Annotated in this window: 16 protein-coding genes and 2 pseudogenes; 9 read left to right on the top strand and 9 right to left on the bottom strand. The window is 74.1% G+C overall.

The annotated features are described in order from the left end of the window. Window positions 1-82 precede the first annotated feature (82 nt). From OG617_RS15595 to OG617_RS15605, 3 genes are all read right to left on the bottom strand, one after another. Window positions 83-712 (bottom strand): putative glycolipid-binding domain-containing protein, encoded by a 630-nt coding sequence (locus OG617_RS15595; RefSeq protein ID WP_405102470.1) that lies wholly within the window; start codon window positions 710-712, stop codon window positions 83-85. A 97-nt stretch (window positions 713-809) separates the two neighbouring features. After that, a complete protein-coding gene (locus OG617_RS15600) occupies window positions 810-2,705 on the bottom strand; it encodes a DEAD/DEAH box helicase (protein WP_405102472.1) in 1,896 nt (631 codons plus the stop codon). A 195-nt stretch (window positions 2,706-2,900) separates the two neighbouring features. Then, a complete protein-coding gene (locus OG617_RS15605; protein WP_405102474.1) occupies window positions 2,901-3,425 on the bottom strand; it encodes a hypothetical protein in 525 nt (174 codons plus the stop codon). A 49-nt stretch (window positions 3,426-3,474) separates the two neighbouring features. Here OG617_RS15605 and OG617_RS15610 point away from each other — a divergent pair, with 49 nt between their 5' ends. Further along, window positions 3,475-4,560 (top strand): hypothetical protein, encoded by a 1,086-nt coding sequence (locus OG617_RS15610; RefSeq protein ID WP_405102476.1) that lies wholly within the window; start codon window positions 3,475-3,477, stop codon window positions 4,558-4,560. A 379-nt stretch (window positions 4,561-4,939) separates the two neighbouring features. On the opposite strand, the gene OG617_RS15615 is transcribed toward OG617_RS15610, so the two are convergent. Further along, complete coding sequence (locus tag OG617_RS15615) at window positions 4,940-6,448, bottom strand: C40 family peptidase (RefSeq protein ID WP_405102478.1); 1,509 nt, start codon at window positions 6,446-6,448, stop codon at window positions 4,940-4,942. A gap of 239 nt (window positions 6,449-6,687) precedes the next feature. On the opposite strand from OG617_RS15615, the gene mqnE reads away from it, so the two are divergent. From mqnE to OG617_RS15630, 3 genes are all read left to right on the top strand, one after another. Further along, window positions 6,688-7,857 carry an aminofutalosine synthase MqnE gene (gene mqnE, locus OG617_RS15620; RefSeq protein WP_161689024.1) on the top strand — a complete coding sequence of 390 codons (1,170 nt, stop codon included), beginning with the start codon at window positions 6,688-6,690 and terminating at the stop codon, window positions 7,855-7,857. Between the two features lie 22 nt (window positions 7,858-7,879). Continuing rightward, window positions 7,880-8,314 (top strand): hypothetical protein, encoded by a 435-nt coding sequence (locus OG617_RS15625; RefSeq protein ID WP_396671576.1) that lies wholly within the window; start codon window positions 7,880-7,882, stop codon window positions 8,312-8,314. A 73-nt stretch (window positions 8,315-8,387) separates the two neighbouring features. Beyond that, window positions 8,388-8,669 (top strand): DUF4229 domain-containing protein, encoded by a 282-nt coding sequence (locus OG617_RS15630; protein WP_405102481.1) that lies wholly within the window; start codon window positions 8,388-8,390, stop codon window positions 8,667-8,669. Window positions 8,670-8,775: 106 nt separating this feature from the next. On the opposite strand, the gene OG617_RS15635 is transcribed toward OG617_RS15630, so the two are convergent. Beyond that, a complete protein-coding gene (locus tag OG617_RS15635; protein WP_405102483.1) occupies window positions 8,776-10,110 on the bottom strand; it encodes a peptidase C39 family protein in 1,335 nt (444 codons plus the stop codon). A gap of 217 nt (window positions 10,111-10,327) precedes the next feature. On the opposite strand from OG617_RS15635, the pseudogene OG617_RS15640 reads away from it, so the two are divergent. From OG617_RS15640 to OG617_RS15655, 4 genes and pseudogenes are all read left to right on the top strand, one after another. Beyond that, window positions 10,328-11,644 (top strand): annotated as a pseudogene (locus OG617_RS15640) (M14 family metallopeptidase); the annotation flags it as partial. A gap of 401 nt (window positions 11,645-12,045) precedes the next feature. Continuing rightward, the gene (locus OG617_RS15645; RefSeq protein WP_405102485.1) at window positions 12,046-12,984 is read left to right on the top strand and encodes an ABC transporter substrate-binding protein; all 939 of its coding nucleotides are present in this window, start codon (window positions 12,046-12,048) and stop codon (window positions 12,982-12,984) included. A gap of 16 nt (window positions 12,985-13,000) precedes the next feature. Further along, entirely contained in the window at window positions 13,001-14,095 is a 1,095-nt protein-coding gene (locus OG617_RS15650) for a FecCD family ABC transporter permease (protein WP_405102487.1), read from the top strand. Continuing rightward, window positions 14,092-14,922, top strand: a complete 831-nt coding sequence (locus OG617_RS15655; protein WP_405102489.1) for an ABC transporter ATP-binding protein — start codon at window positions 14,092-14,094, stop codon at window positions 14,920-14,922. Before OG617_RS15650 ends, OG617_RS15655 begins: the two co-directional genes overlap by 4 nt. Before the next feature lie 19 nt (window positions 14,923-14,941). Here the strand turns inward: OG617_RS15655 and OG617_RS15660 are convergent. Then, window positions 14,942-15,859: pseudogene (locus tag OG617_RS15660) on the bottom strand (alpha/beta hydrolase family protein); the annotation flags it as partial. A 97-nt stretch (window positions 15,860-15,956) separates the two neighbouring features. Between OG617_RS15660 and OG617_RS15665 the strand changes: the two are divergent. After that, window positions 15,957-16,538, top strand: a complete 582-nt coding sequence (locus OG617_RS15665; RefSeq protein ID WP_405102491.1) for a TetR/AcrR family transcriptional regulator — start codon at window positions 15,957-15,959, stop codon at window positions 16,536-16,538. A gap of 9 nt (window positions 16,539-16,547) precedes the next feature. Here OG617_RS15665 and OG617_RS15670 read toward each other — a convergent pair whose 3' ends face one another. From OG617_RS15670 to OG617_RS15680, 3 genes are all read right to left on the bottom strand, one after another. Beyond that, window positions 16,548-17,306, bottom strand: a complete 759-nt coding sequence (locus OG617_RS15670; RefSeq protein ID WP_405102493.1) for a VOC family protein — start codon at window positions 17,304-17,306, stop codon at window positions 16,548-16,550. A gap of 143 nt (window positions 17,307-17,449) precedes the next feature. Further along, a complete protein-coding gene (locus OG617_RS15675; RefSeq protein ID WP_405102495.1) occupies window positions 17,450-18,187 on the bottom strand; it encodes an ABC transporter permease in 738 nt (245 codons plus the stop codon). Window positions 18,188-18,203: 16 nt separating this feature from the next. Next, complete coding sequence (locus OG617_RS15680; RefSeq protein WP_405102497.1) at window positions 18,204-19,145, bottom strand: ABC transporter ATP-binding protein; 942 nt, start codon at window positions 19,143-19,145, stop codon at window positions 18,204-18,206. Window positions 19,146-19,279 lie beyond the last annotated feature (134 nt).

Consider the following 19,279-nt stretch of genomic DNA (forward strand, 5'->3'; position numbering starts at 1 on the left):
CCCCCGGCGACGCCCTCGGCGGTGGGGCCGGCGGTGACCGGCCGCCGGGCCGGGGCGGCGGCGGGAGACGCCGATGTGCGCGTCAGCGCCCAGGGACCCGCTCCGCGAGGCCCGGGTAGCGCAACACCCAGCCGTCCGGGTCGACGTCCAGGTCGGTGGTGAAGGTGCCGCTGGTGAACCGGACCCGGCCCGCGCCGAGCGCCGTGTAGACCTGCTCGGCGGGCACCACGGCCAGGCTGGGCACCAGCACCCACGCCACGGTGATCCGGTGAGTGGTGTCCGCCGCCGCCGAGGCCAGCCGCAGCCGGCGTACCGGAAGGGTGTTGAACAGCGGCGACCCGCCGAGGTCGACGTCGACCGCGTCGGCCAGCCGGTCCGGCTCGTCGGTGCCCGGCAGCCCGGCCGGGGGGTGCCCGGCGGCCCGCAGCGCGGCGTCCAGGTTGCCCTGCTCGGAGGTGGTCACCCGCCACCGGTCACCCGCCGGTTCCAGCCGTACGCTCCGCTGCCAGCCCGCTCCCTCCGTTTCGACCTCCAGCCGGCGGACCGTCCAGTCCGGCCCGGTGGTCAGTTGGTAGCGGCAGGTACAGGGGATCGGGTCGACGGCCACCGCGACACCTCGCGCGGTCAGCCCGTCCCGGTCGTCCAGCAGGGCGTGCTCGGCACCGGCGGTGTCCGTCCGGGCCCAGAACAGCGACTTCGGCATGGTCGGCATGAACCGGACGTTACGCCACGGCGCGACCGCCGGCAGCGCATGCGGAAACGCCGCCGCGGAGCGTGGGCTCCGCGACGGCGTTCCGGTCTACGTCAGATCAGTGGGTACGCGCCGGCGGCCGTCCGCCGAATCCGCGCCGGTCATCGCGCGGCCGGTCGTCCCGTCCGCGTCCCTCGGGCCGGAAACCGCCCCGCCGGTCGCCGGTGCGCGGGTCCCCGCCAGCTTCGCCCCGCTCCGGGAAGCGGCGCTCGCCGGTCGGCCGGTCGCCGAAGCGGCGCTCGCCCGTGGGCCGGTCGCTGCTGGGGCGGTCGCCGAACCGTCGTTCGCCCGTGGGCCGGTCGCCGTAGCTCCGCTCGCCCGTGGGCCGGTCGCCGTAGCTCCGCTCGCCCGTGGGGCGGTCGCCGTAGCTCCGCTCGCCCGTGGGGCGGTCGCCGTAGCGGCGCTCGCCCGTGGGCCGGTCGCTGCTGGGGCGGTCGCCGAACCGTCGTTCGCCCGTGGGCCGGTCGCCGTAGCTTCGCTCGCCGGTGGGGCGGTCCCCGTAGCGGCGCTCGCCCCGGCCGCCCCGATCCTCGAACCGGCGCGGTCCGGACGAGCGGTCGCCGTTCCGGCGGGTCCCCGACGGCTCGGCGCGGACCGGCACGCCGCTGGGCTCGCGGGCACCGGTCAGCTCGGCCAGGACCGGGTCGCCGGCCCGGACCCGGCTCTCCGTCGGCTCGACCCCGGCCTTCTCCATCATCGCCAGGGTGGTCCGGCGCTGCTTCGGCAGCACCAGGGTGGCCACCGCGCCGGACTCGCCGGCCCGGGCGGTACGCCCCGCGCGGTGCAGGTAGTCCTTCGGGTCCTTCGGCGGGTCCACGTGCAGCACCAGGGTCACCCCGTCGACGTGGATGCCCCGGGCCGCCACGTCGGTGGCGACCAGCACGTCCATCCGACCCTCGCGGAACTCGGCGAGGGTGCGGGTCCGCATGCTCTGGGTCTTCCCGCCGTGCAGCCCGCCGGCCCGTACGCCGACGGCGGCGAACTGCTCGACCAGCCGGTCCACGCCGAGCTGGGTCCGGGCGAAGAGCATGGTCCGGCCGGACCGGGCCGCGATCGAGGCCGTCACGGCGAACTTCTCGTGCGGCGGGATCAGCAGCAGGTGGTGGTCCATGGTGGACACCGCAGCGGTGGCCGGGGCGGTCGAGTGGGTGACCGGATCGGTCATGAACCGCCTGACCAGCGAGTCGACGTCACCGTCCAGGGTGGCCGAGAAGAGCAGTCGCTGGGCGCCGGCGGGAGTCTTCGCCAGCAGCTCGGTGACCTCAGGAAGGAAGCCCATGTCGGCCATCTGGTCGGCCTCGTCGAGCACGGTCACCTCGACGTCGTCCAGCTGGCAGACGCCCCGGTTGATCAGGTCGCCCAGCCGTCCGGGGGTGGCCACCACGATCTCCACCCCGCGGCGGAGCGCGTCGATCTGCCGGTCGTACGGCACGCCGCCGACGGCGGTCTTGAGGAAGATCCCGACCGCCTTGCCGAGCGGCACGAGCGCGTCGTTGACCTGCATGGCCAGCTCCCGGGTGGGGACCAGCACCAGGGCCCGCGGGCGCAGCGGGCGGGCCCGGTTGCGCTCGGCGAGCCGGGCGATCAGCGGCAGGCCGAAGGCGAGCGTCTTGCCGGAACCGGTCTGGCCCCGACCGAGGACGTCCCGGCCGGCGAGCGCGTCGGGAACGGTGGCCTGCTGGATCGGGAACGGCGTGGTGATGCCCTGCCGGTCGAGCGCCCGGACCAGCGACTGGGGCAGCCCGAGGGCGGCGAAGCTGGCCTTGGGCTCCGGCGTGGCGTCGACCTCGACGGTCACGGCCGCGTCGGCGGCGTCAAGGTCAGCGGCGGCGGCCGGGGTGGGCTCTTCGGGGGCGGTGGTGACGGCGGCGTCACCGGTGCCCGCCGGAGGGGTCTGTCCAGCCGACGTGTCGAAGGCGGACGGGAACGTACTGGGGTCAGCAAAGGTGGTCAAGAAATGCCTCTCGAGCGGGGCGCATCTTCGCGATGGCCTGCCGCAGCTGAACGCCGCCGAATCGCCCGCAAGATCGCCCATGGGCGCGCCTCGTGCGCGCCGCTAGGTCAGTGATCGTCACAAGTGTACGGCGACCCGGCAAACCCGCCACCGCGCCGCGAGGGGTAGTGGGCGGGCTCACCATTGCCGGCGGCGTCACTTGTTGAGCAAACCCCCCACCAGCCCGCCCATGGCGTCGTTGGCCACCAGGACGACCAGCACGCCGATCGCGACGAGCAGGCCGAGCGACACCGCCAGGACGGCCACGACCTTGGTGGTGCGCGACCGGGGCGTCGGGGCGTCCGCCCAGCCCTGGGCGAGGATGTGCCCGGTCAGGGAACCCGAGTTGTCCAGCGCGGCCCCCGTCGGCAGCGCGACCGTGGCGAATCCCGGCCCCTCGGTGCCGTACGCGGTGCTGGCCAGGTCGGCGGTCGCCGGATCCGGCCGGCCGGGTGGCCCGGCGGGGACCCGGCCGCCCGGCCGGCCGGGCGGCGGCGCCGCCGGCCAGGCGGTGGTCGGGGCGGAGCCGTACAGGCCGGGGGTCGGTCGGTCGGCGGTGGGAGCGGGCCCGCCGGAGACCGGCCGGCCCGGCGTCGACCCGCCTGGGCGGCCTGCGGGGCCATCGCGGTGGGAGGTCGACTCGGGCGGCGGCCAGGCCGGCAGCGCGGGAGCCGGGACCACCGGGGGCGGAGCGGCGGCCGGCGGCGAGGGCTCCGTCGGGAACGGCGGCGTGGCGCGGACCGCCGACCAGCCCGACGGCGCGCCGGGCACCGGCGGCGGCACGGATACCGGCGGCGCGGACACCGACCGGCTGGCGGGCGGTGCGGACGACGGTCGGCTCGCCGGTGGCGGCCCGCCCGCGATCGGGCCCGTGGTGCCCGCCGTCGGAGCCGGCCAGCCCACGCCGAAGTCCGAAGCCGGCGGTGCGGAGGCCGGCCGGCCCGGGAGGAACTGCACCGAAGACGCCGCCGAGGACGCCGAGGCCGCGGTCAGCGGCGGCGGCGGGAACGGCGGCGCCGGCATCGGGCCGGGGGGCGGTGGCGGCGGCGCCGGCGGCCCGGGTACGGGCGGGATCGGACCCGGCCCGGGCACGGGCGGCACCGGCGGCCCGGGCACGGGCGGGATCGGACCAGGTCCGGGCGCGGGCGGGAGCGGACCCGGGCCCGGCGGCGTCGGCTCGGGGACCGGGGGATTCGGCGACGGCGGGGTGGGGCCGGGGACCGGCGTCGGCGGGGTCGGCTCCGGGACAGGCGGCACGGGCACCGGGGCGGGCTCCGGCTCCGGGACGGGCGGCGCCGGTGGCTCGGCCGGCTCCGGTGGCCGAGCCGGCTCGGGCGGCTCGGGGCTCACCGGGGTCGACCGGTACACCTTGGCGCTGCCGTGCGTCGTCCCGCCGGAGCCGGGGGAGGAGCCGGCGTTCCTCGCCGCCCCGGCCTCGCGCGCGGAGATCCGGTTCAGGCCAGGCACTGAGGCGCTGGCCCGCGCGGTTGCGGGCGCCGGGTCGCCGTTGCGCTGGGCCGGCACGACGGTCGCCGGCCGGGCGGTCGCCGGGCCGGCCGTAGCGGCGACGGAGGCGTCATCGTGGCCCACGGCGGGGTTGCCGGCCGGGGCTGCCGGGGTCCCGTCGGCGGTCGCCGGGGCGGGGAGGCCGTCACCCGTCGCGGGCGCGGCGGTGCGGCGCTCGGCCGTGGCGGCACCCGACCAGGACGACGGTGCCGCCGGCTCGGCGGGGCTGCGCTGGTCCGGAGGCGGGGCCGAGGGCTGTGCCGGCGGCGGCACGGGGGCGGCGCCGGACGACGGCGTGCCCGCGCGGTAGGTGGTCCCGCCGCCCGCTGCGGCGGGCGGCAGTGTCATCCCCTGCGGCGGGGCGGCGGCGACGCTCACCCGGGCCCGCGCGGCCCCGGCCGGCACGGCCGCCCGCCCGGTCGGCCCCGACGGGTCGCGGGAACGGCCGGGTGTCACCGCCGGGTCGTCACCCGACGCCGCACCGGACCGGGCGTCCTCCGTGCCGACCACGCGGCCGGCGGGGCCGGGCGTGGATCCGGGGTCGACCGTCTCCGCCGGAACCTCTTGCTCGCCCATGGTCGTCCTCCGTGCCCGCGTTCGCCCCCGCACCCGTGGCGCCGGGCCGGAAGTGTATGGGTGTCACGGTGCCACATCCCCGCCCGGCCGCACAGCCGGAGTGGACGGTTGCCTCAGCTGGCCTCGGTCGTCGACGCCTTCGGTGAGGCGCTGTCGCTCGGCGCCAGGCTGCTGGACTGGGTCGTCGGCACCGGCGGCGGGGTGTCCGACGCGCTCGCCGACGGCGAGTGCGACGGGCTCGGCGACGAGCTGGGCGGCGGAGTGGACGGGGTCGTCGGCTTCGGCGTCGTCGGCTTCGGCGTCGGGGACTTCGTCGGCGTGGGGCTGAGCGTGGGCTTCGGCGTGGGCTTCGGCGTGGTCGGCGGCTTCGTGGGCTTCGGCGTGGGGGGCGCGGGCGGGCCGGGCACCGCACCGACGACCCGGGTCGCGGCGTAGAGCCGGGACCAACCAACCGTGGAGATCTTCACCGTCTGGCCGGTGGTCGGGGCCTGGACCATCTTGCCGCCGCCGATGTACATCCCGACGTGGTGGATCGTCGTCCAGCTACTGCCGGAGGCGAAGAAGAGCAGGTCACCGGGGAGCAGGGCGCCCTGGCTCACCGACCGGCCCCGGGTCGCGTAGTACTGGTCGCGGGAGACCCGGGGGAGCTGGCGGTAGCCCGCCGACCGGTAGGCGGCCCACATGAGGCCGGAGCAGTCGAAGGCGTCCGGGCCCTCCTCGGACCAGACGTACGGGTCGCCGAGCTGGGCCAGGGCGTAGCGCACCGCGGCCAGCGCGACCGGGCTGGCGGTGAGGCCGTTGGTGCTCTGCCCCTGGACGTATGACGCGCCGAGCTGCTGCTCGGCCGCCTCCTGCTGGCGCTCCAGCTCGATGAGCTGCGCGGCGTTGTCCTTGCGCAGCTTGAGGAGCTTCGCCTCCTGCTCGCGGAGCGACTTCTCCACGGCGGCGTACTGCTCCCGGACGGCCCGCACCCGGGTGTCGGCGGCCATCCACGCCTGGTAGGCGACCTGTTCGGCGGCTCGGGCCCGGGCCAGCTCGCCGGCGGCGGCGGTGGTGGCGCCGTCGGCCTGCTCGCCCCGGGTGATCTGCGTGAGCATGTTGAGGCCGTGCAGATCCCGGGCGAACTCGCCGGGCGGGAGCGCGGCTGCGGCCTTGAACGCGCCGGCGGCGGCGGTGTCGGCGCCGTCCTGGGCCTTGGTCAGGCCGTCGCGGGCCGTCTTGAGGCCCTGGTCGGCGGTCGCGAGCTGGGTCTCCGCCTCGGTGCGGGTCTGGCGCAACCCGAGCAGTTGGTCGCCGAGGAGTCCCACCTGGGCCTCGGCGGCGGCGATCACGACGGCGAGCGGACCGCTGCCGAGGGGTGCCAACGGCATGGCGGGGCTGCCCGTGCCCGGGAGCCCGCCGGGGCCGTTCACGCCGGGCAGCTGGACCCCGGCGGCGGCGACCGGGCGGGACCCGGTGTCGGGGACGACGTTGGGCAGCGGCGGCTCGGCGTACGCGGGGGTGGCGAGCGCGGCCGTGACGACCATGCTGAGCAGGGCGGACCAGAGCATCGGTCGTAGCACCGGAGAGAACAGCGGGGGCCTCCGTCGTTGCCGTCGTCGGCTCTGCTGGCTCTGCACCATTCCGCTCCCCGTCCGGCGTGAACTGGACCGCGCTCGGTCGGCGCGGCGGCGGCGGCGCGCCCTGGTGTGGCACGCCCCACCCTGTCTTACCGCACCGGAGCAAAGATGTCGATGCGGTAACGGGTAACGACCGGCTGTGAGTTCGGTGAAGTACGTCGCTGTGCCCGACCGGGCAGACACTCCGTCGGAGACCCGACGTAGGCTCGACCGGACCGCAGGTGGAAGGGACGTGGCTTTCGATGGACGCCGGACTCAAGCGTGAGCTCGAAGCGAAGGTGTACGCGGGCGAGCGGCTGACCCGCGAGGACGGGATCGCCCTCTACGACAGCGACGACCTGACCTGGCTGGGCCGGTTGGCCCACCACCGGCGCACCGAGCTGAACGGCGACCGGGTGATGTTCAACGTCAACCGGCACCTCAACCTCACCAACGTCTGCTCGGCGTCGTGCGCGTACTGCTCCTTCCAGCGCAAGCCCGGCGAGAAGGACGCGTACACGATGCGCATCGACGAGGCGGTCCGCAAGGCCAAGGAGATGGAGGACGAGCAGCTCACCGAGCTGCACATCGTCAACGGCCTGCACCCGACGCTGCCCTGGCGCTACTACCCGAAGGTGCTGCGCGAGCTGAAGGCGGCGCTGCCGAACGTCAAGCTCAAGTGCTTCACCGCGACCGAGGTGCAGTGGTTCGAGAAGATCAGCGGCCTGAGCGCCGACGAGATCCTCGACGAGCTGATGGACGCCGGCCTGGAGTCGCTGACCGGCGGCGGCGCGGAGATCTTCGACTGGGAGGTCCGGCAGCACATCGTCGACCACGCCTGCCACTGGGAGGACTGGTCGCGGATCCACGCGCTGGCCCACTCGAAGGGCATGAAGACCCCGGCGACGATGCTCTACGGCCACATCGAGGAGCCCCGGCACCGGGTCGACCACGTGCTGCGGCTGCGCGAGCTGCAGGACGAGACCGGTGGCTTCGCCGTCTTCATCCCGCTGCGCTACCAGCACGACTTCGTCGACTCGGCGGACGGCAAGGTCCGCAACCGGATCCAGGCCCGCACGACGATGGCCTCCCCGGCCGAGTCGCTGAAGACCTTCGCCGTCTCCCGGCTGCTCTTCGACAACATCCCGCACGTGAAGAACTTCTGGGTGATGCACGGGCTCTCGGTGGCCCAGCTCTCGCTGAACTTCGGCGTGGACGACCTGGACGGCTCGGTCGTGGAATACAAGATCACCCACGACGCCGACTCGTACGGCACCCCGAACACGATGCACCGGGACGACCTACTGCACCTGATCTGGGACGCCGGCTTCCGTCCGGTCGAGCGCAACACCCGCTACGAGGTCGTCCGCGAGTACGACGCCGCCCCGTCGCTGGCCGAGCGCCGGTCCGAGCCGCAGCAGGTCTGGGCCTGACCGGCCCGTACCCTCGTATGCCATGAGCGAGTCGAGTCAGCCGGACCAGGGCGGGTTTCCCCGGCGCGATGCCCAGGGGCGCGTCGTCGCGCTCGGCGACCTGCTCGGGGTGAGCCTCGCCGGCATGGTGATCGGCCTGCTCGCCCTGCTGCTGCTCGACTGGGGCTTCGCCACGGTCGGCGCGGGCGACTTCGGTCGGGCCAACGGCTGGCTGGCGATCATCCTGCCCGCCTGGCTGTACTGGGAGGACTTCCGGGCCTGGGAGTTCGGTGCGGCCCGGGTGGTGGCCGCGCTGGCGGCGGCTGCGCTCGCCGTGGTCGGCGGCCTGCTGGTGGCCGGCTTGGCCGACGGGTTGCCGCCGATGGTCTCCGGCGGGCTCGCGGCCACGGCGTTCACCGTGGTGTACGCGGTGGTGTGGTTTCCTGGCGTCCACTGGCTGGCCCGGCGGACGGGCTGAACAACCCTCCCGCCCGGGCGAGCCGGCGGCTGAATCCTCCCGCCGGCGAGCCGGCGGAGAACGGAGTGCGAACGTGAGCGCGGCGGTCAAGTACACGCTGGGCCGGGTCGGGCTGTTCGTGGTGGTCTTCGTGGCGCTCTGGCCGGTCGGGATGAACATCTTCCTGCAGCTGATGCTGGCGCTGGCGTTCTCCGCCACGCTCTCGTTCTTCCTGCTCCGGGGCTGGCGGGACGAGATGGCCGGGGAGATGGCGGAGGCTGCCGAGCGGCGCCGGGCCGAGAAGGAGCGGCTGCGCTCCGCGCTGGCCGGCGACGACCAGCCTGCCGAGGACAGCCCCGGCGACCAGCGTCCCTGAGCGTAAGCCGTCCCTGAGCGTAAGCCGTCCCTGAGCGTGAGCCGGGCCTGAGCGTGAGCCGGGCCCGGGCCGTCCCTGAGGACGAGCCGGGCCCGGTGTCGTTTCCCTACCAGTTGGTCGAGCCCTGGACTACCGGCCAGGGCCGGTTCGCTGGCTTGACCAGGTACGCGATGCCGCCGGATCCGCCGGCCACCGTGCCGTTGGCCCGGTAGCGCTTGGTGCGCAGCCAGATCTGCTCGAACTGTTCCCGCTTGTACACGTTGCGCACCTCGGCGTTCGACGAGGACGCCGGGTCGTTGACGATCACGTCACCCTCGGCGGTGAAGCCGACGACCACGAAGAGGTGGCCGGCGGTGCCGTAGTTCGACCCGTCCAGCTCGGTGTCGAGGAAGGACTGCGAGGTGATCACCGGGATGCCAGCCTTGATGAAGCGCTCCACCTCGTCGAGGGAGTGCAGCCGGGTCACCCGGGCATCGATGCCGGAGAAGCTGCCCGCGTACGCGGTGTTGAACGGCCAGTTGCCCGAGCCCTCGTACTCGTAGTCCCAGGTCATCCGGGCGGCGTGGGCCACCTGCGGGTCGACGTAGCCGGGGGTGACCCAGGACATGTCCTGCGCCGACGGCAGCTTGCCGTAGTACTCGAGCACCATCGTGGTGGACGTCGGGCTGCACCAGACCTGGCCGCCGCCGCCCCACTCGGGGTAGTTGCCCCGGTGGATCATCTGGGACCGGGCCGGGACGGCCAGCTCGGTGCCCCAGGCGATCCCGCCCCGGCTCGGGGTGACGGTGAACCGGTCCGGGACGTTGGAGCTCATCGCGCCGAGCATCCGGACCTGGGGCGACGCCGCCTGGCCGGGCTTGCGGTAGAGGCCCACCCGCAGCTGGTACGACCGCAGCAGCACTCCGGCCTCGGCGTCGTCGATCGAGAACGTGTCGGTCCAGACGCTCGACCACGGGTCGCCCTGACCGTCCAGGGTGGCCCGCTTGATGTCCTGGTCGCCGGAGGCCCAGCGGCTCATGACGTACCACGGGGTCTGGTCACCGGTGTTGTACGTGCCCTGGAGTTCGACCTGGATCCAGGTGCCTGCCGGGGTCTCGGCGTTCCACGAGGCGACCAGCTCGGTGGCGTCGAAGCCGACCTTGGTGCGCGGCGAGGTCCAGGTGGCGTACTCCCAGGTGGCGGTGGTTCCGCTGTGCTCGTCGGTGAACTCGGTGGTGCCGGCGGGCCGGCCGATGGTGATCCCGGTATTGCGACCGGGGACGGCCCGGGTGCCCCGGTGGTCGCCGGAGCGCCAGTCGGGGTAGCGGGACCACTCCTGGAAGGTGATCTCCTCGTCGTGCACGACGGTGGAGGGATGGGCGCTGGCGGGAACGGCCGCGCCGCCGAGGGCGAGCGCGGCGACGCCGACGAGGGCGACCGCGCGCAGGGCTCTGCTGACCATGGGATCTCCGCGAAGTGAGGCGGGTCGGGGCGTACTTGCCGGTCACTATCCCGCCTGGAGGGAAGTTTCGCCAGATGCTGAAGGATGGAAAATCGTTGCCGATGTGAGGATCAGGTCGGGATGATAGAAACAGCGAAACATATTGATATGACCATGTAACAGGTGGTGAAGTGTGCGACACAGAACGGGATCTCCCCGTGCCCTGAGGAGGTTGTCCATGGCCTTCCGTACTCCCGTCCGCCTACGTCGCGCGCTGGTGCTCGCCACCGCCGCCGGCCTGGGCCTCACCGTCGCCACCGGCCCGGTCTCCGCGCGACCGGCCCCGGAGATCACCGCCGAGCCGGCCGCCGCCGAATACCGGGTGCTCGGCCCACGCACCCTGGCCGACCGCAACGCGGTGGCCCGCACCGGCGCCGCCATCGACTCCAGCGAGCACGGCATCCTGCACGTCTCGGCCACCACGGACGAGGCGGCGGCGATCCGGCGGCTCGGCTTCCAGCTGGAGAAGGAGGTGGTCCCGGCCGCCCCCGCCGGGGAGATCGGCACCCTGGGCTTCCCGTCCGCCGACTCGAACTACCACGACTACGCCGAGTTGACCGCCGCGGTCGACAAGGTGGTCGCCGACCACCCGACCATCGCGCGCAAGACCAGCATCGGCCGGTCGCACGAGGGCCGGGACCTGATGGCGGTGAAGATCTCCGACAACGTGGCCACCGACGAGGCCGAGCCGGAGATCCTGTTCAACTCCCAGCAGCACGCCCGCGAGCACCTGACCGTCGAGATGGCGATCTACCTGCTCAACCTGTTCACCGACAGCTACGGCAGCGACTCCCGGGTCACCAACATCGTCAACTCCCGGGAGATCTGGATCGTCCCCACCGTCAACCCCGACGGCAGCGAGTACGACATCGCCACCGGGTCGTACCGGTCCTGGCGCAAGAACCGGCAGCCCAACAGCGGCTCGACGGCGGTCGGCACCGACCTGAACCGGAACTGGGGCTACAAGTGGGGCTGCTGCGGCGGCTCGTCCGGCTCCGCGTCGTCGTTGACCTACCGCGGCCCGTCCGCCTTCTCCGCCCCGGAGACGAAGGCGATGCGCGACTTCGTCAACAGCCGGGTCGTCGGCGGGGTGCAGCAGATCAAGGCCAACATCGACTGGCACACGTACTCGCAGCTCATTCTCTGGCCGTTCGGCTACACCACGGCGAACACCACCACCGGGATGACCGCCGACCAGTACAGCACCTTCGCCACGCTCGGCCAGCAGATGGCGGCCACCAACGGGTACACCCCGGAGCAGTCGAGTGACCTCTACATCACCGACGGCGACAGCCTCGACTGGATGTGGGCGACGCACGGCATCTGGGCGTACACCTTCGAGATGTACCCCGGCTCGTCCGGCATCGGCGGCGGCTTCTACCCGCCCGACGAGATCATCCCTGCCCAGACCTCGCGGAACAAGGAGGCGGTCCTGCTGCTCTCCGAGTACGCCGACTGCCCGTACCGGGTGATCAACAAGCAGGCGCAGTACTGCGCCTGACCGTTCCACGGGGTGGGGCCCACGCCGGGCTCCACCCCGTGACGGGGCGTGCGCGCAGAGAGATGGCTCCTGGCTCAGCCGGGTGCGCACGGAACGTGCGCTACCGTGACACCGACCATTCCGCAGCGAAGCCGGTGTGACTCCGGCGCTGTCCCGCAACTGTGATGCCCCACCCGTGGCGTCCCGCCCCTTCCGGGGCGGGCGTGGGGCCGGCCACGACGGCCGGCTCCTTCCCAGGCGTCGGCCGGTCGGCCGGCGCTGCCGTGTGTGGCGAGCCAGGTCGCCTGCGGCGCGGTCGCGATACGCGCCTTCGAGGAAGGGCGCCTCGCGGACGGGCATCCGCACCACGGCTCCTGTCGGCGAAGCACCACGCTCCTCGACCGACAGGAGGACATGTGTTCCGACGTACCCCCCGGCTCTTCGCCGCGACCCTCGCGGTGGCCGCGCTCGCGCTCGGCGCCTGCGCCGAGAAGAGCTCCGACGACACCCCCGCCGCGGGCGGCAGCTCGGCGTCCGCCGCGTTCCCGGCCACCGTCGGCAAGCTGACGCTGGAGAAACGTCCGGAGAAGATCATCTCGCTCTCGCCGAGCACGACCGAGATGCTCTTCGCCATCGGCGCCGGCAAGCAGGTCACGGCCGTCGACGACCAGTCGAACCACCCGCCGGAGGCGCCGAAGAGCGACCTGTCCGGCTTCCAGCCGAACGCCGAGGCGATCGCCGGCAAGGCCCCCGACCTGGTGGTGCTCTCCGCCAACACCAACAAGATCGTCGACCAGCTGACCACGCTGAAGATCCCGGTGTTGATCACCCCGGCGGCCGTCACGCTGGAGGACACCTACCGGCAGCTCACCGACCTCGGCACGCTCACCGGCCATCCCACCGAGGCGGCCGACGTGGTCCGGCGGATGAAGGACGACATCGCCAAGCTGACCAAGGACCTGCCGCAGCGGTCGACGAAGCTGACCTACTACCACGAGCTTGGCCCGGAGCTGTACAGCGCGACCAGCAAGACGTTCATCGGCTCGATCTACGCCCTCGCCGGCCTGGAGAACATCGCCGACCCGTCGGACGCCGACGGGCGCAACGGCGGCTACCCGCAGCTCTCCCAGGAAGTCATCGTCAAGGCGAACCCCGACTTCGTCTTCCTGGCCGACACCAAGTGCTGCAAGCAGAGCCCCGAGACCGTCAAGGCGCGCAGCGGCTGGGCGGGCGTCACCGCCGTCAAGAACAACCAGGTCGTCGCGCTCGACGACGACATCGCCTCGCGTTGGGGCCCGCGAGTCGTCGACCTGCTCCGCTCCGTCGTCGACGCCGTGGCCAAGGTGCCGGCGTGACCCTGGGCGGCGGGCGTTGAGCGGGCCCACCGCCGTGCGGAAAGCACCGACCCCCACCCCCGTTGACCGGCCGGCCGGGCTGCGGCCCGGCTGGCTGGCCGCGGGGGTGGTGGCCGTGCTGGTCGCGCTCGTCGCCGGAGTTTCCCTCGGCCCGGTCAGCCTGCCCCCCGGCAGCGTCGCCGCCGAGCTGCTCAACCTGCTGCCCGGGGTGCGCCTGGACAGCGGGCTGACCGAGCGCGAGATCGCCATCGTCACCGAGCTGCGGCTGCCCCGGGTGGTGCTCGGGCTGCTGGTCGGCGGGCTGCTCGCCCTGGCCGGCGGCTGCTACCAGGGTGTCTTCCGCAACCCGTTGGCCGACCCGTACCTGCTCGGGGTGGCGGCCGGGGCCGGGCTCGCGGTCACCGCCGTGATCGCCCTCGGCGCCGGGGCGGGCGGCGCGCTGACCGGGCTGCCGGTCACCATCCCGCTGGCCGCGTTCGTCGGCTCGCTCGGCGCGGTCGCCATGACCTACCTGCTCGGGGTGGCCGGCGGGCGGGGACGCTCGACGGCGACGTTGATCCTGGCCGGGGTGGCCGTGTCCGCGTTCCTCTCCGCCGGGCAGACGTACCTGCTCCAGCGCAACTCCGACACCATCCAGCAGGTCTACTCGTGGCTGCTCGGCCGGCTGGCCACCGCCGGCTGGCACGACGTCCGGCTGGTCCTGCCGTACTTCCTGCTCACCACCGTCGTGGTGCTGCTGCACCGCCGCGAGCTGGACGTGCTGTCCGTCGGCGACGACGAGGCCAGGGGCCTCGGCCTGCACCCGCAGCGCTCCCGGTACCTGCTGATCGCCGCCGCCTCGCTCGGCACCGCCGCAGCGGTCTCCGCGTCCGGGCTGATCGGCTTCGTCGGGATCATCGTCCCGCACACCGTGCGGATGCTCGCCGGGTCCAGCTACCGGGTCGTCCTGCCGCTGTCCCTGCTCTTCGGCGGGGCGTTCCTGGCGCTGACCGACGTGGTCGCCCGGACCGCCGCCGCCCCCGCCGAGATCCCGATCGGCGTGGTCACCGCGCTGCTCGGCGGCCCGTTCTTCGTGCTGGTCCTGCGCAGCTCCCGCCGGGTGCTCACGTGAGCGCCCCGGCCCCCGCCGGCGGGCCGCCCGGCGCACCCGCCGTCGAGGTGCGGGACCTGCACGTGTCCCTGGACGGCGCGCCGGTCCTGCGCGGCGTCGACCTGCGCGTCGAGCCGGGCGAGTGGGTCACCGTGATCGGCCCGAACGGCGCCGGCAAGTCGACCCTGCTGCGCGCTGTCGGCGGCCTGCTGCCCGCGCCGGGCGCCATCTCCCTGTTCGGTACGCCGAGCGAGGCGCTGCGCCGCCGCGACCGGGCCCGGGTGGTGGCCACCGTCGCCCAGTCCCCGGTCGTCCCGGCCGGCATGCCGGTCTTCGACTACGTGCTGCTCGGCCGGACCCCGTACATCCCGTCGCTGGGCCGGGAGTCCGCCGCCGACCTGGCCGCCGTGCGGGACGTGCTGGACCGCCTCGACCTCGGCGGCTTCGCGCACCGGGAGCTGGCCACCCTCTCCGGGGGCGAGCGGCAGCGGGTCTTCCTGGCCCGGGCGCTCGCCCAGGGGGCCACCCTGCTGCTGCTCGACGAGCCGACCAGCGCCCTGGACATCGGCCACCAGCAGGAGGTGCTGGAGCTGGTCGACCAGCTCCGCCGCGAGCACGGCCTCACCGTCCTCGCCACCATGCACGACCTCTCCCTGGCCGGCGAGTACGCCGACCGGATGGTCCTGCTGGCCGCCGGCCGGGTCGCTGCCGCCGGGCCGCCCCGCGACGTGCTCACCGAGGAGCTGCTGGCCCGGCACTACCGCGCCTCGGTCCGCGTCCTGCCCGGAGAGCACGGCCCCCTCGTGGTCCCCGTCCGTTCCCGGGTGAAAGGAAAGGCACCCTGTTAACGCTTTCGGTACGGGACTCGACGCGGCCCAGGGGGTGGGTGCTCGTCGTCAGCTCGGCGCTCGCCGCGGCCCAGCTGCCGTCCCCCGGTTGCAGCGCGCTGCGCAGGTAGGCCCAGGTGAGCCGCTGAAGCAGGGCGACACGGTCGGGGCTCTCGTCGGTCGTCTCCGCGACCGCCCAGCCGGGAATCCCGCCGAGGGAATGCTCCGCCCCGTACAGGGTGAGCAGGCTCTTGGGGCCGGGGCTGAGGTGGTACGGGTCGGCGAACCAGTCCGGCCCCCGGACGGTCAGGGCGGACTGGTCCCGGTCCCCGGTGACCACGAGGGCCGGCGTGGTCATCTGCGCGAAGCTCGGGTTCATGAAGGGGAAGTGCTCGGCCGCGAACGGGCTCAGGTCGGTGCCGCCCGTGCCGGCCGTGGCCAGCAGCACCCCCGCGCCGACCCGGGGGTCGGACATGTCCTCGCCGGGCGTGCCGTCGGCGCCGAGGAGGCGCGCGCCCAGCAGCATGCTCACGGTCTGGCCGCCCCAGGAGTGTCCGGCGGCGGCGACGCGGCTGCGGTCGACGCGCCCCCGGAGGCCGGGCACGGCGTCCTCGACGCGATCGAACTCGTCGAGGACGCGCCGGAGGTCCGCGACGCGGAAACGCCAGATCTCGGGGTGACGGGGGTCGTCGGGGGTGACGTCGAGCGTCCGGGAGTCGAGGTGGGTGGGCTGCACTACCACGAACCCGTGGGCCGCCCAGAAGTCGACCAGCGGGGCGTAGCCGTTCATCGACCAGCCGAAGCCGTGCGAGAAGATGACGACAGGCAGTTCGTGACCGGTCACGGGCGCTGAGACTCGTACCTGAACGTCCTCGCCGCGGCCCGGGGCTGGCAGCGCCACCGGAGCGACCGAGACGACCGGGGCGGGCGCGCCGGCCCCCGGGTCTGAGTGAGGCATGATCTTTCTCCCTCGGGGTGACATCATGAAGAAGCGGAACAGCGTTCCGCCGAGACGATACGGAACCGTGTTCCGCTTGACAAGGGGGTGCGACGCCGTGGCCGTCGACGAATCGGGGGCGTCAGGCGCGCGGAGGCGGGCCGACGCCCGGCGCAACGAGCAGGCCCTGCTCGACGCGGCCGCCGCGGCCTTCCTCGCCTGCGGCGTCAACGCGCCGGTACGCGACATCGCCGCCCGCGCCGGCGTCGGCGTCGGCACGATCTACCGCCACTTCCCGACGCGGGCGGATCTCGTCGTCGCCGTCTACCGGCACCAGGTCGAGGCCTGCGCCGAGGCCGGCCCGACCCTGCTGGTCGGCTGCGACACCCCGTGCGTCGCACTGGCTCGCTGGATCGATCTCTTCGTCGAATTCCTCGTCACCAAGCACGGCCTCGCCGAGGCGCTGCGCTCCGACGACGCGGCCTTCGAGGCCCTGCACGCCTACTTCCTCGACCGCCTCGTGCCCGTCTGCGCCCGGCTGCTCGACGCCGCGGCCGCAGCAGGCGAAGTCCGCCCCGACGTGGCGGCCTACGAGCTGATGCGCGGCGTCGGCAACCTCTGCATCGGCGCGGGCCGCGACCCGCGCTACGACGCGCGCCGGCTGGTCGACATCCTCGTCGCGGGGCTGCGTCCGCAGTAGCGGCGCAGCTCAGCGGGCGATGACGGAGAAGAGGGCGCCCTGCGGGTCGCGGAGGGCGGCGAGCCGACCCTGGGGGATGTCGCGGGGCGGGACCAGGATCGTGCCGCCCAGCTCGGCGGCCCGGGCGGCGGTGGCGTCGGCGTCCGCCACGGCGAAGTAGACGGTCCAGTACGCCGGCAAATCGGCCGGGAAGTCGTCGCCCAGCGGCGGAATCATCCCGCCCACGACCCGCCCGCCCAGCCGCCACCCGGTGTACGTGACCGGTTCCGTCGGCTGCTCCTCCGGATGCCAGCCGAAGACCAGCTCGTAGAAGACCTTCGCGCCCTCCGGGTCCGGGGTGACCAGCTCGTTCCAGCTCATCGCCCCCGGGGCGTTGAACAGCTCCGCCCCCGGGTGAGCCATCGGCTGCCAGACGCTGAACACCGCGCCGGCCGGGTCGGCGAAGACCGCCATCCGGCCCTGGTCGAACACGTCGAACGGGGTGACCAGCACCTGCCCCCCGGCCGCCTCCACCCGGGTGGTGACCAGGTCCGCGTCGTCCGTCGCCACGTACGTCGACCAGATCGGCACCTGGTCCGGGGTGGCCGGTGGCCCGGCGCCCGCCACCGACCGGCCGTCCTTGAGGAAGGTGGTGTAGCCGGCCGCCTCCGGCTGGGAGGCGATCCGGCCGGTCCAGCCGAACAGCTCCGGGTAGAAGCGCCGCGCGCCTGCCAGGTCCGGGGTGGCCAGGTCGGCCCAGCACGGCGTGCCCGGCGGGACGGTGCTCACGCTGACCCCTCTCGCAGGGGACGGCCCCGGCGGGACGCCCTGCCCGCATCCTGGCACCGCAGCCGGGCCGGGCGGGCGGAATTGGGACGAACTGCCCCGAGTGGCGTCGACCGCCCGGCCCCTGCGTGGTGCCGTCGGGCGCGTCAGTGGAAGCGGCGACCCTCGTCGCGCCGGTACGCCCACCCGGCGAGCGCCGCCAGCCCCACGATCCAGACGCCGAGCATGGCCACCGAGAGCGGCGCGGGATGCCAGGGACCGACCGCCGCCCACATCAGCTCGACCGCGCCCCGGGTCGGCAGGTACGGCGCGATCGTCTCGACGAACGCGGGCGCGCTGCCCGGGGCGGAGAGCAGCCCGCCGCCGAACGCCAGCGGGAAGAAGACGACCTGGGCCACCACGATCGCCGCCTTGCTCGGCAGCGCGTACCCGATAGCCAGGCCCAGCAGGGTGAACGGCACCGAGATCAGCGCGACCGCGGCGACGGCGAGGCCGAACGCCCCGGGGCTGATCCGGGCGTCGGTGAGCAGCGCCGCGATCACCACCACCGGCAGCAGGGAGAGGAGGGTCAGCGCCAGCCCCGCGAGCACCCGGCCCGCGAAGCGCGGCGCCGGCCCGGCCGGCAGCGTGCGGGTGTACGGGTTCCAGGGCTGGGCGCGGTCCTCGGCCACGCCGACGCCGTACTGGAAGATGTTGGCGCTCATCACCGCGAAGGTGACCATGGCGGCGGTGGCGTAGGTGGCGCCGGTCGGATCGTCCCCGGCGAACGGGACCACGAAGAAGAGCATCGACACGGCGGGGAAGAAGGCGCTGCCGAAGACCGCCACCGGGATTCGGATCGTCTCCAGGAGCTGGTAGCGGGCGTGCACGAGGGCGAGTCTCACGGGAACCGGTGTCTCCTCAGGCGGTGGCGGGCTGGCCGGCGTGATCGGTGGCGGTCGGTGGGGCGCCCGTCCCGCCGGGGACGGCATCATGCCTGCCCGGTGCGGTGATCGCGAGGAACGCCTCCTCCAGCGAGGTGGGGCGCACCTCCAGGTCGTGGAACGGAGCGCCGCTGGCCACCAGCGCCCGTACCAGCCGGTCGGCGTCGGTGGTGAGCAGGTGGGTGCGGTCCTCGACGCGCTCGACCCGGACCACCCCGGGCAGCGCCGGCAGGTCGGCCGCGACCAGGCTGACCCGGCGTACGCCGACCACCCCGCGGATCGCCTCGGTGGTGTCGTCGGCCAGCACCCTGCCCTCCCCGATCACCACCACCCGGTGCGCCAGCGCCTCCACCTCCTCCAGGTAGTGGCTGCTCAGCAGCACGGTGCCGCCGTCGGCGTGGAAGCTGCGGATCGCCTCCCAGAGGCTGTGTCGGGCCTCGACGTCCAGCCCGGTGGTCGGCTCGTCGAGGACCACCAGCCGGGGCCGGCCGATGAAGGCGAGCGCCACGGCCAGCCGGCGGCGCTGGCCGCCGGAGAGCCCGCCGGTCTGCCGCCGGACCTGATCGGTGAGGCCGAACCGGTCCAGCAGCTCGCCCCGGGGGACCGGGTCCGGAAAGTGGGCGGCGACGAAGTCGACCACCTCGCCGACCCGCAGCGTGCCGGGCAGGCCGGTCTCCTGCGGAGTGACCCCGATCTGCCGGCGGTGGGCGGGGTCGCGTGGATCGCCACCGAACAGCTCGACCCGGCCGGCGGTGGGCCGGCGCAGCCCGACCAGCAGGTTCAACAGGGTGCTCTTGCCGGCGCCGTTCGGGCCGAGCAGCCCGACCAACTCGCCCGCGCGCACGTCGAGGCTGACCCGGTCGAGGGCGAGCACGTCGCCGTACCGGCGGGTGGCCTGGTCGGCGCGGGCGAGGATCATGACGGCTCCTTCGGGGTTGGCCGGCGGACAGTTGCCGCCGCCCTATGGTGTACCCCCCGCGCGCTGCCGGGGACAGAGGCCTTCGGCGGATTCCGCCAGCGCCCAGAGTCAATGGGTGCGGCTGACCCGTCGCG

This window comes from Micromonospora sp. NBC_01412, from assembly GCF_045040215.1.
Classification (GTDB): domain Bacteria; phylum Actinomycetota; class Actinomycetes; order Mycobacteriales; family Micromonosporaceae; genus Micromonospora; species Micromonospora rubida.